This is a genomic window from Desulfopila sp. IMCC35008 (assembly GCF_010646885.2).
Taxonomy (GTDB): Bacteria; Desulfobacterota; Desulfobulbia; order Desulfobulbales; family Desulfocapsaceae; genus Desulfopila.
On record NZ_CP050700.1, the window covers coordinates 2,750,967 to 2,767,917 of the forward strand.

Consider the following 16,951-nt stretch of genomic DNA (forward strand, 5'->3'; position numbering starts at 1 on the left):
ATGAAACTCTCTATTAAAGCAAAGATATTCATTTCTCATTTCGCTTTGATTGTAATTTTAATTGGAGGTTTGTCTTACCATCATTTCAACAATGAAATGGAGCATTACAAAGGGACTGTTCAGGCATTCCATGTTGCATCATCTCACTCAATTGTCAGTACTTTCTCCTTAGCCATCTCTGGCGAGAACTATGCAAACGTACAACTTCCTGAGTTTAAGGATGAACTCAGGAGAAATGACAAATTACTTTGTATACAAGCCGAAGGAATAAGCGATTATAGTTCAACAAAATATATTGCAAGGTATGATAGTGAGATAGGAGAAGTCTGGCGAGCATTCTACCCAGAGGGGTTTGAAGATCAACTTACACAGCAGATAGACAAACTAAAAAAGATACTGTTGAAACCAAAGAAAGATAACGTAAAAGTTGAATTTCTTATTCAGCGAGCTATTGATGCAAAAGAGGAGTATTTCCTTCACCACGAATTCAACCAGCAATTTAAAGAGAAATTTGAAAATCTATTTGCAAAGTCTCAGACATTTATAGATTCTGAAAGACAAATATTATTCATTTCACTCCCTACAACGAATCGTAATGGTGGTGAAATATCATTTGTTTATGATATTTCTGAAATTTCAGAAATTCAAAAAGGTATTTTAAGATCTGTTCTGCTCGAATCTGTTTTGACTATACTACTCTCAGTTGTATTGCTAGGCTTCTTATCATATAAGATAACAAATCCACTTGATAAATTGTCTAATTATATTGCTAATGATTTTGATTCTCTTCAAGTTAACAACGTTCCTGGTGCAGACCGCTCCGATGAAATTGGCACTCTCTCTCGATCATTCGTAAATTTGCTGGCGCAAATGAAAAATTACGTTAATCGACTAGAACAACTGAGTAAAAATGACCCACTTACAGGGCTTTTAAACAGGCGGGCTTTCGATGAGATATTTTCTCATTTGCTGACTAGGCCTATTGAAAAGAAGATCGGTGTTCTATATTTGGATATAGATAATTTCAAAAAATACAATGACAAATATGGGCATAATGCCGGAGACCTGACCTTACAGAAGGTTGCGCAATCCATTAATAATTCTCTACAAAGAAAAGGTGATTATGCATTTCGGTTAGGCGGGGAAGAGTTTTCTGTTGTTTTGTCTGTTGAGGATAGAGAGCAAATTATGTCAATTGCAGAAAGAATTAGAGCCAATGTGGAAAGTTTGCAAATAGAGCATTTTGACAATAGCAATTATGGTGTTGTGACAATTTCCATTGGGGCATGCATGAAAGTGACAGAGGATGATAATGTAGATGCTCTCTCAATGCTTGATAACGCAGATAAAGCACTTTACGAAGCAAAACAAAATGGTAGAAACCGAATAGCGTTTCTCTCTTCCTGATTCTTCTAGATTAAGAGGCGAGAAGTCTGCTCCATTCTCTTACCATCGGATGATTGATTACTTTCGTATCGGGCGTTGAGATTTGTAAGGGGAAGCTCTTGAGAATCCATTTCCACCTGATATTTACACTATCCTGTTGCTCTCAAGGGCGAGGAGCCGTCCCCGCCCTGATACGATCACCTACCCATACAGTGTTTCTATCCACCTGATTGCTTCAGTATCATTGACCTTTCCAAGGTACCTCTGGGTCGTGGTGAGGTCAGCATGGCGCAGAATGACCTTGCTGACGATCTCTATTGGTGTTCCTGACCGTGAAGCATACGTCGCAGCATGACGCCTGAGATCGTGAGGTTTCAATTCTACACCAACAAGATGCCCAGGTCACTTGCAGTCTTGAGAAAATCACCTGCGAGTACGCCCAGGCCGCCGGAATAGATGGGCAGGGCATCACTCAAGCCGAATTCCATGCTGAAGTAGGCCACAGATCCCAGCATATCCCTTCCATACCTTTCGTCATACCACTTTGTTTGGCTGAGATATGCTTTGCGATATGCCAGCTGGCTCTGCAATTCTTCCATGAAGGCCGTATCGAGCACCAACGTTTCCAACCGCGTTCTCGAGACACTCTCAAGAATCAGCCACGGATCCTCCGTACCTTCCCAAATCTCCAGATCAATTGCCCGCCAGAGCACATCTGCGCAATGATTCCAATTCCAACGCAGATCCAACGCCAAGTCCGTCAGTCCTTTGAGTGAAGAGAGAGCTCCGGATGGTGATGTCTATGGTGACCAGATACTGAAAATATGCCTCAACAATTTTAATATCGGCAAGACGCAGACAGATGAGCCGAATCCCCAGTAAATCGCCAATCCGTTCCTGGAAGTTTTTTACGGTGATCGGTGAATTAATCCCCTCAGGACTTGTATTCTCTTTGTCTATTTTCTCTATAAATCTTCTTTCATCTTTGACGCGATACGTGATTGTGTGAAAATTGTGCTTCGGAGCCAGAGGGTCATCTTTGATGAGACGTGTAATATATTCCCCAAGTCTTTCGTAGCGTATTTTTTCATGTAAAAAGGCAACCAACAGTGCTTCTTTCTGCCGTTTTCTCATGTGTCGCAGTCTCCTTGAGTACGATCGTTTTCAAGAAACCCCTCACAGAACCTCAGCAAGTTTTCCTGCGTGCAGATGTGATTGTTGATGATCTGCCATCTTGACGATTATCCGGTGCTTGATGGGATCTTTCTCAAGGCAAAGTGTTGCTTCAGTCTGCACTTTGCCATCTATCTCTAAAGATTCTACGCCACATCCGCAGCCATGGGAATTTTCCACTTTGATGTCGTATATGGCCTCTCCGTACCTCAACCGGACACTGAACCCATCCCAGCTATCAGGAAAAACAGGATGTATCCGCAATTCACCATTTCTTATCTGCACACCGAGGACCTCTTCGATCCAGGCTCGATACATCCACGATGCTGAACCGGTATACCAGGACCATCCCCCCTGACCGATTTTTCCTGGTAACCGGTAGACATCAGCGGCCACAACATAGGGCTCTACCCTATAACGCCAGACTGCCTCTGCATCACGGGCATGTTCAATCGGATTCTGAAGGCGCAACAGCTTTGCCGCCCTCTCGCCATCACCTTTGCGGGCCATCGCCATTGCCATCCAGAGGGCTGCATGGGTGTACTGACCACCGTTCTCCCGCACTCCTGGCGGATACCCTTTAATATATCCTGGAGAGGGATCTGCACTCTCAAATGGTGGTTTAAAAAGCTGCACAACCCGTTCATCCTCATGAACGAGATGCTCCCAGGCAGACTCGATCGCCTCATTGGCTCGTGTCGGATCAGCTGCCCCGGAAAGCCAGGCCCAGGATTGGGGCAAGGAGTCGATTTTCGCTTCGCTGTTTGTGGCGGAACCGAGCAGGCTGCCATCATCGAATGTGCCACGCAAATACCACTGGCCATCCCATGCCTCCTTTTCGATGAGATGAATGAGCTTCTCCCGTTTGGTGAGATAGTCCTCGCGGAGTTCGATCCTCTCTACAGATATTGACAGCTCTGCCATTCTTTCCAACACATCACACAGGAACCAGGCCAGCCATACGCTTTCTCCTTTCCCTTTGGCACCCACCAGATTCATTCCGTCGTTCCAGTCTCCTGTGCCGATCAAAGGCAGGCCATGGAGGGAACTTACAGTCAAGCCGCGACTGACGGCCCGCCTACAGTGTTCAAAGATCGAGGCCCGTTCAGAAGTGACCTCAGGTACTATAAAGAGTTCATACTGATCGTCTTCAAGCTCAGGTGCATGGATAAAAGGCACCTCGACAGCCAGGATATCACTGTCACCGGTTGCCCGCACATACTCTGCGACAACATATGGGAGCCAGAGCAGATCATCAGAAATTCGGGAACGAATACCAGCGCCGGACGGCTCATGCCACCAGTGCTGGACATCCCCTTCTTGGAACTGCCGGCTCGCCGACAGCAGAATCTGCTCACGGGCTATTTCAGGACGAACAGCGAGAAAGGCCATGACATCCTGCAGCTGATCACGAAAACCAAAGGCACCACCTGACTGGTAAAAACCTGAACGGCCCCAGATCCTGCAGCTTAAGGTCTGGTACTGGAGCCATCGATTCACCAGAAGGTTAACGCCAAGCTCGGGTGTCTGCACTGCAATTGTGCCTAGTAGCCTGTTCCACCAGGATCTCGTCTCATTAAAAGCCACTGTAAAAGCATCATCATTTTGAAAACGCTCCAGCAGTTCCCTCGCCTGTTCTATTGTCCCAGCCTGGCCAAGCAGACAGCTGATATAACGCACCTCACCAGGTCGTATCTCTACCGTGACACGGAGCGCAGCACAGGGGTCCAATCCCGCACCACTTCGCTCTGACAACTGCACCTGTTCCATTGCTGCTGGGTTGGCAAGTGAGCGATTACGGCCAACAAAGTGATGGCGATCACAACCATAGCTCTCTGCCCTTGGAGAAATAGAGGCAAAGGTAATGCGCTCCGGATACTCGGGATGGTAATAATTTCTGGCAAGCACAGCGTGAGTATCTTCGTCCCATTCGGTTACGGTGTGCATCCAGGACGTTTCCCGGTTTTCACCAAGGGTCAGCTCCACATAATACGTTACCGACAACTTGCGAGGCCTCGATGAGCTGTTCGTCAGTTTGAGCCGCTGCATCTTGACCGGTTCCCCTCCGTCATCATTCACCGGTACGAAAACAGTCAGTTCCTGCTCAATAGAGCTGCTGTTATGTTCAAACACCGTATATCCCGCCCCATGCCTGGCCCGATAGGCACTTTCCTGACGGATCGGGGCAGCAGTAGGCGACCAGAACTCTCCAGTTTCTTCGTCCCGGATATAGACGGCTTCGGATGGCGGGTCGATTACCGGGTCATTGGACCAGCCTGTCAGGCGATTGCGCTGGCTGTTACCAAACCAGGTAAAACCTGAACCGGTTTCGCTGACCAGCGTACCGAACATCGGGTTGGCAATAACGTTTACCCATGGCGCGGGGGTATTGATATTCGGACCGAGGTATATTGCGTACTCGCTACCATCCTGAGTAAAACCGCCAAGGCTGTTGAAATAGTGCAACTCCAGGAATGGAAGTGGTGCAGAAGGCTCCTGAAGTGCTGATTTTCTCGGCAACTTCATCAACTGAACGGCAACTTCGATTGGTCGCCCTAACTGTTGCGGCAGGGTACCGCGGGCAGCCAGCAGTACCACACTGGCCGTAGCTGTGAAAAGCTTCAGGTCACTCTCAGGCACCTGAGGTGCGTGCTGCAGATAGACGTTCCCGCCTCGATCCGCAGCTGCGGCAAGAGCATACACCTGAATCATCTGTTCCAACCGTTCCTGAAGCGGTCGCTGATACCCGCCGGACTCCTCGTTGACAATCAGTAGATCGGTAGCGAAACCCTGCATCCGCCAATAAGTGTGAGCCTGCAGCATCTGGCGAATCAGGCTGAGGTCCCGCACATCTCCTATCATGACAAGCACCAGCGGCAGATCTCCCGAAATCCCATACGGCCACAAACCCGATTGACCCTTACGGTTTTCCGCAAGACGCTTGGCCGGCGCACGCAGGCGCTGACGAGGGAACAGCAAGTGGCCTGCCAGCTGCTGAAACCGCCGCGCCTCATCGGGTTGAATTTGCAGAACCTGCAACTGCTGTTGGGCTGCACGCCAGGCAAAATTCATGGCACGCTCTATTGCATGACTATCACTATACTTATCAATCAGCAGCAGTACCTCTTCCCTGGTACTGCCGGCAACAAGTATCAGCGTAACCTGAGCGCGCTCTTCCGGTTTTAAGGTGAGAGACTGGCGGACACTCATGACCGGATCAAGAACAAATCCCTGATTTTCTCCTAAATCCCGTCTTGCTCCCATGGGATTGGCAAGGGTATGGCCGCGACCGACAAATTGTCCCCGATCAGTCTCAAACTGCCAGTTGGGTTGATACGAAAATTCATCACCGTTGTGATGGACCAATAGGCGATGGGCGACAACCAGGGGGTGATCATGTTCACTCCGAAGTCGCCGGTAGGCAAGAAGCACCTGTTGTTCTGGGAGAGCCTCCGTCTGGATGAAGAGTTTGTTGAAGGCCGGGTGTTGTAGGTCAGCATTATGTGGTGCCATGGAAAGCTCCACATAGCTGGTAAGATCAAGTATCCGTTCACGAGACGAGTGGTTAATAAAGGTAATCCGCCGCAGTTCAGCATCATCCTCCTGGGAGACAATTACCTCAACCTCGGTGTGGAGATCCTCATTGACGCGCCGGAAGACAGCACGATCGAGGGTAAACTCTGCTGAATATCCTTCAACTTCGCCACCAACTGGATGATAGGTGGCCGACCAGAGACGATCGCGATCGACCTCGTGTATATAACAGAAAATCCCCATCGAATCAGAGGTCTGATAAGCTCGCCAGCGTGTCAGTTCCTGATCTCCCAACTGGCTGTATCCACCACCGTTGTTGGTTACCATCAGACCGTAACGGCCATTGCTGAGCAGCAGACTTCTGGGCCATGGTGTATGGGGGGAGGTAAAGATGGTGCCTGCCGGAGATGTCAGATCTTCGAGCAGCAATACAGGCTCACGGTGTATGGCCTCCGCCAGATGTAACGGTGGCAGTGAAGGAATACGCTCCTGGAGCAAAGCTTCAAAAGCCTGCACCCGAGAATCACTATGAAAGCGGCGGGAAAATGGCTGGTTATAGAGAAAATTCGTCAGTGCCAGAAAGGCCATGCCCTGATGGTGAGCCATATACGCCTCGATGACGACCCCGCGACCACCCTCCCGCTCTGTTTTTCGACTATAGTCAATGGATTCGTAGTACCCGTAATCACCAAGCAAACCAATGGCTGACATGCGTTGAAGATTCTTCACTGCCTCTGTCGGCACCACATTCAAGGCCAGCAGCGTTGCATAGGGAGAAACCACAAGTTGTTCCTCTGAGCCCTGTTTTAAACCAAGCGCTGAAACCCCAAACGCCTTGTACTGATAGGTTTTATTGAGATCGAGATTAGCAAAGGCCGATTCGGAAATACCCCAGGGGACGCGATGTTTTCGTCCATAAGCGACCTGTATCCCAACAGCCTCCCGGGCAGCCTTATCCAGCAGCGAATTGACATATGTACGCTGGAACAGCAGCGGCATCAGATACTCAAACATGGTCCCGGTCCAGCTGAGCAGAACACGTTTTCCCCCGACAGCGCCATAGAGGCGGCCAAGGGCAAACCAATGCTCAAGTGACACATCACCCCGGGCAATGGCGACAAAACTGCCAAAACGCGCCTCGCTGGCCAACAAATCATACCGTGAACCATCGAGACAGCTGGTGGAAACATTATAACCAATAGAGAAAAGTTTATGTCCGGAATCATATAAGAAACCCATCTGCATTTCTTCAGACAATTCCCGGATCTCAGTTATCAGGCGTTCAATCTGCGCTAATGTCTCACCGGCCAGCCACTGCGAGGTGGCAAACGCTTCAGCAACCCGGTCAAGCCAACCGGCAAGTTCTGCGGAAAGTTCAACAGTGGATGCGCGAAGTTTGTTAACAATGTTGATAGAACCGATCTTGCCGCCGGCAAGCGCAGCAAGTGAGGGCGCCGTTTGCAGATCATGACGAATGGCAGACAATGCTTCGGAGCCCAGTACGGCAAGCTCCTCTTCAGTTTTTTCCGAGAGGATTTCGAGCCATGAAAGATAACGACTGCTGCCCACAGCCCAGGCTTCTATCTGCTGCTGCAGCTCATATTCCCAACCCGAAGTTGCTGAAATGCCAGCAACAGAACTTATCTTTGCCTCGATGGCCCGCTGCATACCGAGTATCGCCAGGATATCCGCTGGCGCTGCCTGCTCTTTAACGAGAAATTGTGTCAGTATATTTTCAAGATCACTGTACATCGCAGGTTTTACCGAATCCGCCTGGACTATCCCGATGGTATCAGCAATACCTGCGAGAGCTCGTGATTCCAGAAGAGGAAACTGCACAATCTCTTCAAGACCATGCCCCAGAGCCCAGAGGCAGCCAAGCAGGTTACCGCTGTCCACCGTCGAAACATAACGGGGCTCAAGTGGCTGCAGTGTGCTTATATCGTACCAGTTGAGCAAATGGCCTCGATAGCGCTGCAATTGCCTGATGGTTGCCATGGTACTGGTCAGCTTGTCTACTACCTGATTAATGGTCAGATAACCCGAATCATACGCCCCAAGAACGCTGGTCATATAGAGTCCGATATTGGTGGGACTGGTCCGCATAGCCAACTGATCCTGATGAGCGACCTGATAATTATCGGGTGGGAGCCAGTTGGTGTCCGTGTTGACAAATGAGGAAAAGTAACGCCAGGTACGCCTGGAAACCATTCTTAAGAAACGAATATCCCTCTCAGATACGCGAAAAGATTTCTGCTTATCGACAACCTTTCTGTTCAAAAGCCAGCCGAGCACAGGTGCGAAAAACCAGAGAACAAGCCATGGTACTGACGGGGCAAGACTTCCTGGAGCCACCTGCCATACAGCCACCCCCAGCACCACACTCGCAATACTTCCCAGTGAAAGGGTCAGAGCAAAGAGTGATTTCCATGAAGACACACTGCAGACCGTTGCCCCGGTTGTCCACTCAAGCATGTGGCGGCCTGAAATTTTCGTACGGAATGTTGCCCGAATCGCTGCATCTAAAGAGACAGCTGCCTGGCCGGGCAGAAAGGCTGCATCGGCAAAAGCCCGTAAGAGATCATGAATCAATTTGGAGAGCGAAAAAAGCCGTAAACTCTTGCCACTGGTTGCCATGGTAAAGTTGTGTGACACAGCATGAAAGATCAGCTGCGAACAAACTACCAGAGCAGCAAGCCCAGCCATTTGTGGAGAAACAGACCAGGCCAGTACAAGGAAAACAATATTGGCAAAGGGAACCAGGCTTCTTCGCAGGTTGTCAAATATCTTCCACCGATTAAGAGCTGACAAAGGGTTTCGGGCGTGGTCTCCTCCTGCCAGCGGAACACGAGGCAACATCCAGGTCGCAATCTGCCAATCGCCACGAATCCAACGGTGCGAACGATTACTGTACACCTGGTAATGTGCTGGGAAATCGTCATAGAGCTCAATATCGCTGGCGAGCCCTACCCGGACATACGCGCCCTCGATCAGGTCATGACTGAGGATGCGTTCCGCCGGAAAACGTCCTGAGAGTGCGCGGGCAAAAGCGCGCACATCATAGATTCCTTTCCCCTGATAGCTGCCTTCTCCACTGAGATCCTGATACACATCGGAAACGGCCGCAGTATAGGGGTCGATGCCAACTGGATCACTGAACAGCCTGCTAAAGAGTGATGCGCTTGAGCTCTCTAAGGTCGGGCTCACCCGAGGCTGAATAATGGTATAGGAGCCGGCGGCAATCCTGCCCTCACTATCAAAGCGCGGCTGATTCAGCGGATGAGCGAGCGTTTCCACCATTTTCCTGGCTGTGGAGTGCGGAAGACGGGTATCGCTGTCCAAGGTAATAACAAAGCGAATGTCGGCCAATTGCTGCTCGTTACCGATATAGACGAGAGATGGTGCATTCTCCGGCCTCGAGCCGTCGATGAGGTTGTTGAGTTCTTCCAGTTTGCCGCGCTTACGCTCCCAGCCAATATATTTCTGTTCTGATTCGCTCCACGTTCGCTCCCGGTGAAACAGAAAAAAACGTTCATCCCCATACCGCTGGTTGAGTGTTGCAACAGCCTCAATAGCCCGAGCCAGCAAGGAGGCATCTGCAGGTCGTGTTGCCGTATCCGCATCGGTGTAATCGGAAAACAAACTAAAAAAGAGGTTGGTTTCCTTATTGGCCAGATATCGGATTTCCAGTTTTTCGACCTCAGCATCAACTGTCCCGGCATCCGCCAACATAACCGGCACAACGACCAGGGTCCGGAATTCGTCAGGAATTCCGGTTTTTTTGAAATCCATTTTTGCTAAGGAGCGGGGAGGTAAAAAACGTGTAACGACATAGTTGACCACTTCAATCGCCAACTGACTGACCGGAACAACAAGGGCCAGAACGATACATCCCAGACCAATCATGGTTTGCGACCAAGAGGTCACCATGAAACCTGAATGCAGAGAAAAACCGACGATTGCCGTTACCAATGCGGTCAGGGTTGAGCCCACAAAGGCGAAGTAGACCGAAGTGTGATGCCGGTAGGTCCAGGCAAGTATTCTGTGACGCAGACTTTCACGGCAGGAGATCAACCCTGCGAGTTCCCTGCGTCCCTCACCGATCAGCCAGCTACTGACATAGTTGCGCAGGTCATCATCTGCCGATTCTTGCAGTGACCGGGCAGCCAGTTCTACGACACGCTCGGCAATATGTTCCTCAGCCTGAGCGGAATTGTAGGCGAGTTCTTCAACTGCTTGCCGACAACGGTCACGGGTAGCAAAATCCATCATGCTGTAGACGCCACGTGGCTCATTTCGCAGGATCTGTTCCACCCGACTGAGCTTCTCAAACATCTCACGCCAGTCAAGCATTGTGAGCTGACGCAAGCTGGTAAAGGCGTTTCCGCAGGACACCTGCTCGCAAGTCTGCCGTTTCTGCTCACGAATATTGAGATCATGCAGCGGTTTTTTATGTACACGCTCAAGCCAGTCTCGAACCGGTGATAAGACAGAGGGTTCATCGTACAGGAGGCCAACCAGCTGCGAACTGAAATACGGACTGGGTAGAAACTCTTTTTTTGAAAGCTCAGCCAGTACTGCGAAAAGGGTATTGGAATCCTGTTGATTGGCAGTAATAAGCCGGTTTGCCCAGAAATCAGCAAGCTGACGTTCGCGCAGGTCACCCAGGGCGATGATTACCATATTATGGATACTTTCAATCAGGGCAATACGGATCATTTGGGGAATTGCCCACAATTCTCCAATCGACAGTACGCGCTCATCCTGACATGCATCGAGAAACACCAGAATATTATCTCTGTCTAAATACTGGTCAGTATGGGCAACAAAGTCTTTAGCCAACCCATAAATATATGGCATGCCCCGATAGGGGTCTGCGGCTAGTACAGGCAGTTTTAGAAAAAATCGCTTTGGCAGGTTTCGTAAGACATCGCGGACATTCCGCTCAAGGATATACTCATTATCAAGAATCCAATCGGCCGCAGGAGTAGCTTTCTGCTCAAGGCGCTTTGCCGCAGAGAGGTCACTGCAGGCACGCTCAACCCACTTGCCCGACTGTTTCAGGCGTCGGAGCAATTCAACACCGCTTCGCAACTTTGGAGCTGTCGTTTGCCTGCGGGCATAACGGAAAGCATGCCTGGTAAGCTGTGTAAGAGTAAATCGAACTCCTGGTGTTCGTGTGGCTGAACGTCGCTCGTAACTCGGATGCTGGATAAAGAGTTGTGGAGGAATCGTGTTGCTTTCACGAAGAAATATCACCAGACGTTTGAGAGATTCTGGTGACGCCTGCAGAATAACAACTGATTCTCCGGGAATCAGCCACCGTGCATGCTCCTGCAAGATGGTTTTTTCCACGCAATTACTGAAACGTTGGAGCCAGATAAGAATCGCAAGAAGAGCAAAGGCGGACCCGCCCAGATGAAACGGCAACCCATAAAATTCCTGTCTTTCAATCAGGTTATACCATCTGAAAAGAGGAGGGGTGCTCCATGCAAGCACACCACAGAAAATCGCGGCGACGATAAGAAAGTAAGCGTAGCGAGAGAGAAAAGGAGCTGTCTGCTGAACCTCACTGTCAGCATTTTTGCTGAGCAGCACAAGCCTCCGGCAGCCTTTGCCTGCTAGCCCCTTAAAAGCCAGTTGAGCTTCTGTCTTCTCCGTAAAATACCCGATAAGTGTGGTCAGGCCCATATATTGCCTCCCTGCGCGACTTCGGGTCGGCTCGCGTTGTTCAACGCCCACCCTCCAAGATGTACCCACCGGTGCCTACTGCATTCCATCAGGATTCGCCTTTTTGATGTATTGATAAAAATCACTCTCTGTGGTGAGGATGAGCACGGAGTTCTGGTTCGGCTTCTCTTTGTAACTCTCAAGGGTCTGCAGAAAGGCATAAAAATTCGGATTGTTATTATAGGCGGAACCATATATCCCTGTGGCCCGTGCATCTGCAGCACCCTGGATTTCCTGTGCCCGGCGATAGGCTGTTGAGCGAATCTGACGCAGCTCCTTTTCCATCTCACCGAGAATCTCGGCACTGCGTCCTTCGCCTTCCGAGCGGAACTGGGCAGCGATGCGCTTGCGCTCCGAGATCATCCGTTCGTAGACTTTTTCCCGGACACTCTCCACATAATCGAGACGCTTAATACGCACATCGACCAGCTCGATACCATATTGCGGAATGATCCTTTGCGCTTCGGTCAGTATCGTTCGGGTTATCTCCTCGCGGCCCCGGGCTATTGCTCGCTTTAACTCCTCTTCTCTCTCTTTGGGGATATCCTGTAGCGCCTCCTGCTCGGGGAGCTCCCACGATGCGGAGCGGACAAGCTCAACGAGTTCGCTGCTCGACACCTGATCCCGCACTACGGAATCGAGGATATCATTCAAACGAGACTGGGCGCCCTCCTCACTGGCAACGTTCTCCAGGAACTTCCTGGCATCTGCAATCCGCCAGCGCGCTGTGGTGTCTACCCAGATGAATTCCCGCCCCTTGGTAGGGATCTGGTTTGGATCACCGTCCCAAATAAGCAACCGTTTTTCAAAGCGTCGGACCTCCTGGACAAACGGCAGTTTCATATGCAGACCAGCCTCGGTTATCGGCTCACCCACCGGTCGGCCAAACTGGACGACAATTGCCTGCTGGCCCTCTTCCAGGGTATAGAAGACTCCGGACACGCCTAAAAAAGCCAGCACCACGACCACGATACCGATTACTTTTAATTGTTTGTTCATGGTTTTCCTCCTCCGGCTGAAGCACCCTCGGCAGACTCCAGCGGGAGCCAGGGAACCATCGCCTTCTGATCCTTATCGACGATATAAAGCCCCTTCATCTCAGCCAAAAAGTCGGTCATTGTCTCGAGGTAGAGTCGTCTGCGCGTAACCTGCGGCGCTTTCTGATATTCAGCCAGTATCGCTGAAAAGCGGGTTGCCTCGCCTTCGGCCCTGTTAATCCGCTCAAGGGCATAACCTTCGGCCTCGCTGATGCTCTGGGTTGCAACGCCGCGTGCTTTCGGGATCTCGCGGTTGGCCCGTTCCTGGGCTATATTGATGGTCCGTTCTTTATCCTGCCGTGATTCGTTCACTTCGTTGAAGGCAGGCTTCACGCTGTCCGGAGGTGTTACATCCTGTAGCTCGACGGTAACCAGGCGCACACCAGTCTGATAATTTGTCAGGACCTTTTGAATCTCGACTTTTGCTTCACTGGCAACGGCAACCCGACCGGTTGTCAGAACATCACTGCCAAGGCGATTGCCTACAGCCCTGCGCATGATCGCCTCGGCGGTGTCGCGAATGGTCTTGGGTGTATTACGTACCTGGAACAGATAGAGAATCGGATCTTCAATGCGGTACTGGATAATCCACTGCACATCGATCACGTTGAGATCGCCGGTGAGCATCAGTGACTCATCCTTATACGAGCCGCTCGGCTCATAACGGGTCTTCTCGCCCGGCAGTGAGGACATTGTCCTGAAACCGAACTCCTCTTTTAAAACCCGGGCAGTCGGCAACAGCCGAACTGTTTCGATACCAAGCGGCAATTTGAAATGCAGCCCTGGGCCGGCCGAGCGCATAACCTTACCGAATCGTTGCACGATTCCGGTTTCTTCCGGCTGTACGGTGTACCAGGAAGTTCCCAACAGTGCCGCGGCAACCAGAAAAACGATAAGCAATAGAACCTGTCGGGGGTTGAAATCACTTCTCTTCAGACCGTGGGTTTCCACCATTTCGAGAAACTGCTTGAGTGATTTCCCAAGGGATTCGTTCCATTCAGACATGGCGAGCCTCCTTTGTCCCCGTGTATATTCAGGTGAATATTTATGGAGACAGTATACATATCGACTCGTTACTTTGAGCCTGGTCCTTCATTATCAACTGATCGCAATGCCTTTGTGAGCCCAAAACATCAGTTTCCCTGCTCTTGGTATCCACACCTGTCTGTATCAATATAGAGTTCACATATTTTTCTATAGTGATAGCCGTATATTGAAAGCGTGATAGCCAAGGCTATCTGGCTGGGCCTGCGGGTCAGGGTCCAGAGCAGTAGATGCCAGTAGTAGAAACGCTCCTTGCCGAGAACACCCAGGCGAAAGCCGGCTCGAAAAAATGACAGGAATCGCTGCATGTTCAGGGGCATGGTACTTTTGGGCGCCTTCAGCTCACGGAGTAATGTCCTGACCCGCCGATAATAGTTTCTCGGGGAGTATATATGCTTCATGATCGACGTATAGCCTCCCAGAAGATTCTCTAAGCCCATTTGGGGAATGATGTTTGTCGTACCGTCAACATTATCTCCGGAAAAGAGCAGCACGATGCGGCTCTCCTCTTTGAGTCGTTCGAAAAGGCGGGTTCCCGGCGGGGCCTGGAGCATACCGACCATGGCGATGACGATGCCACTGTTCTGGATAAAATCGATCTGCCGTTGAAAGATTGATGGCAGATCACTGTCAAATCCGACAATGAAGCCTCCCATCACCTGTAGGCCCGAACGATGGATTCTCTTGACACTTTCGAGAAGATTACGGTTGGTATTCTGGTGCTTCTGGCATTCAGTAAGACTCGTCTCATCAGGTGACTCGATACCTATGAAGACAGAATCAAACCCGGCCTGGACCATCAATTCCATTAACTCAGGGTCATCGGCGAGATTGATTGAGGATTCTGTGAAGAATACACATCCCTTTTTCCCTTTACGCCATTCGATCAGAGACGGCAGCAAGCGGGTTTTTAAAAAGCCCTTATTACCGATAAAATTATCATCAACAAAAAATATTGAGCCGCGCCAGCCCGTCGCATAGATATGATCGAGTTCAGTGGTTATCTGCTGCGGTGTCTTTGTCCGCGACCGTCTACCGAACAGTGCTGTGACATTACAGAATTCGCAGTTATAAGGGCATCCCCTGGAAAACTGGATGTTCATGGAAGCATATTGCCTGGTCTGTATCAGCTCCCACAAGGGAACCGGAATGGTGTTGAGATTGCAGAAGTCCAGCGCCCGATAGGTTTTTTTTGCCTTGCCTGCCATAAGATCCGAAAGGAATGCAGGCAACGTCATTTCCGCCTCGTCGAGCACGAGATGATCGACCTCTGGAAATGCTTCGGGTTCAGAGGAAAACAGAGGGCCACCGGCAACAACTTTCACCTGCATCAATCTGCATCGGTGTATTATGTTTCGGGCAGAGGCACGCTGCACGGCCATGCCGGTCAGCAACACCATATCCGCCCACAGCAGTGACTCGTTTGAGAGACTTTGGGTATTGAGATCAACAAGGCGCTTATTCCATTCATCAGGCAGCATGGCGGCAACAGTTAGCAGGCCAAGAGGCGGAAAAGCCGATTTCTTGCCGATAAAACTTAAGGCGTAGGTAAAAGACCAAAACGTCTCAGGAAATTTGGGATTCACGAGCAAAACATTCATTTCAGCAATATCCTCCTTATAAGCAGTGTGCGATGTATCAGCTGCTCTCCTTCCGCACTGCATAAACGACATCGATGTTCTCAACAGCAGCAACCTGGTGAATATAAATTTCTATCGGTTTCGAGAGGAGACTCTTGGTACCGAGCAATACGCTGAAGGTATCAGAATTCAGGTGACGATTGAGATGCCTGCGGTTCTCCCACTCCGAAATCAAATGGAAAACATTGCAGTCTTCGATATCAGTGTAGATTCCCCAATGAAGAAGTCCAGTGCCGTCTGCAGGTGGTGAAACCATTGACAGAAGCGTTTGTATAACCTCTTTCTGCTTCTCCGGCAGGGTGTTCAGAATTGTTCTGACAATAATCATAGCTGCGGCACCTCTCATTCCAACCGGATCCTGGAAAGTCGTTCAAACAGATTAATGGTGTCCTTCAAAGGTTGATACGGCATCCCGAAGCGAATCTTGTAACGCGCGCCAGGCATCCTCTGCCCCGTCGATGATTTGCTCAGGCACGCTCTCCGGGAGGTGATTCAATTCAGACAACCGGGTTTTCGCCTCCTCTATTCGCTGCTGCAAAATATGTATGCGTTCAGTGTTTTCGGCACGCACTGCGGCTGTTCCGCTTTTCATCTGTGCCTTGAAATCAATGAGTTTCTTTTGGGCCTGCTCAAGGTCTTTTTCTATTTTCTCCAATAGTAATTTTTTATTACTCATCGTATTCTCCTCAGTTTTCTCTTCATATCTTCCACACGTAATGAACTTTTGCAGAAGTGTACCCACAATCACAATAAAGCAATCATCATGCCAGAGTTCATCCACATTCATTGACCACGCCCAGCCCCTTTGTTTTCTGAGAGAAATTTTCGAATGTAACCGGAGCTGTGTGTACTGAGCCACCGACACACTTGAGGTCGTATATGGCCAAATGGTCATATATGACCTTCGATCCCTCACTTTCGAAGCTACGCCCAGGCCCAACATTTCACTAAATATTGTCGTATACCAGAACGATCGTTGACACCAAATTTTGCACGGAGCCCCTGGCACAAAGATTGCAAGAATATTGTCAGGTTGTGTCCATTCAGAAACGAAAGGTTTTTTCCCAATAGAGGCAGATGAGGGATATTTGCTGGTACACGGAATTGTCACTTCAGGAGGAATACAATGAACATGGAAAGCTTGGTGATTTTTCTGGTAATTGGAGCAATTACCGGTTGGCTTGGGGGACGGTTAGTGCCCGGTGGAGGCTTTGGTCTCCCAGGTAATATTTTTGTGGGCATTATCGGCGGCGTTATAGGCGGCTTCTTGTTCAGGCTGTTGGCAATTTTTGCAGGCGGTCTGATAGGTTCAATGGTCACTGCTGCTGCAGGAGCCATCGTGTTGATTTATGTGATCGAATTCGCCAGAAAAAGAAAAAACGGCCCAGACACAGAGGAGTAACCACG

Annotated in this window: 11 protein-coding genes; 2 read left to right on the forward strand and 9 right to left on the reverse strand. The window is 49.9% G+C overall.

Features of this window, described 5'->3' with window-relative positions:
• Entirely contained in the window at positions 1-1,407 is a 1,407-nt protein-coding gene (locus tag GA520_RS12110; protein WP_163339834.1) for a GGDEF domain-containing protein, read from the forward strand.
• A 180-nt stretch (positions 1,408-1,587) separates the two neighbouring features.
• On the opposite strand, the gene GA520_RS12115 is transcribed toward GA520_RS12110, so the two are convergent.
• The 9 genes from GA520_RS12115 to GA520_RS12155 form a co-directional block, all read right to left on the reverse strand.
• Positions 1,588-1,764: a site-specific integrase gene (locus GA520_RS12115; protein WP_163339833.1), complete on the reverse strand. Its 177-nt coding sequence runs from the start codon at positions 1,762-1,764 to the stop codon at positions 1,588-1,590.
• Positions 1,765-1,766: 2 nt separating this feature from the next.
• Positions 1,767-2,141 carry a DUF3417 domain-containing protein gene (locus GA520_RS12120; RefSeq protein ID WP_370362772.1) on the reverse strand — a complete coding sequence of 125 codons (375 nt, stop codon included), beginning with the start codon at positions 2,139-2,141 and terminating at the stop codon, positions 1,767-1,769.
• Positions 2,080-2,520: a hypothetical protein gene (locus GA520_RS12125; protein ID WP_163339832.1), complete on the reverse strand. Its 441-nt coding sequence runs from the start codon at positions 2,518-2,520 to the stop codon at positions 2,080-2,082. Before GA520_RS12125 ends, GA520_RS12120 begins: the two co-directional genes overlap by 62 nt.
• A gap of 42 nt (positions 2,521-2,562) precedes the next feature.
• Positions 2,563-11,784 (reverse strand): GH36-type glycosyl hydrolase domain-containing protein, encoded by a 9,222-nt coding sequence (locus GA520_RS12130; protein ID WP_163339831.1) that lies wholly within the window; start codon positions 11,782-11,784, stop codon positions 2,563-2,565.
• 75 nt (positions 11,785-11,859) lie between these two features.
• Positions 11,860-12,822, reverse strand: a complete 963-nt coding sequence (hflC, locus tag GA520_RS12135; RefSeq protein WP_163339830.1) for a protease modulator HflC — start codon at positions 12,820-12,822, stop codon at positions 11,860-11,862.
• Positions 12,819-13,865: an FtsH protease activity modulator HflK gene (hflK, locus tag GA520_RS12140; protein WP_205749368.1), complete on the reverse strand. Its 1,047-nt coding sequence runs from the start codon at positions 13,863-13,865 to the stop codon at positions 12,819-12,821. The genes hflC and hflK overlap by 4 nt, the downstream gene beginning before the upstream one ends.
• 128 nt (positions 13,866-13,993) lie before the next feature.
• On the reverse strand, positions 13,994-15,505 hold the full coding sequence (locus GA520_RS12145) for a B12-binding domain-containing radical SAM protein (protein WP_163339829.1): 1,512 nt from the start codon (positions 15,503-15,505) through the stop codon (positions 13,994-13,996).
• 37 nt (positions 15,506-15,542) lie between these two features.
• Positions 15,543-15,872 carry a putative quinol monooxygenase gene (locus tag GA520_RS12150; RefSeq protein WP_163339828.1) on the reverse strand — a complete coding sequence of 110 codons (330 nt, stop codon included), beginning with the start codon at positions 15,870-15,872 and terminating at the stop codon, positions 15,543-15,545.
• Between the two features lie 51 nt (positions 15,873-15,923).
• A complete protein-coding gene (locus tag GA520_RS12155; protein WP_163339827.1) occupies positions 15,924-16,220 on the reverse strand; it encodes a hypothetical protein in 297 nt (98 codons plus the stop codon).
• 450 nt (positions 16,221-16,670) lie between these two features.
• On the opposite strand from GA520_RS12155, the gene GA520_RS12160 reads away from it, so the two are divergent.
• Positions 16,671-16,946 (forward strand): GlsB/YeaQ/YmgE family stress response membrane protein, encoded by a 276-nt coding sequence (locus GA520_RS12160; RefSeq protein WP_163339826.1) that lies wholly within the window; start codon positions 16,671-16,673, stop codon positions 16,944-16,946.
• Positions 16,947-16,951: the final 5 nt, after the last annotated feature.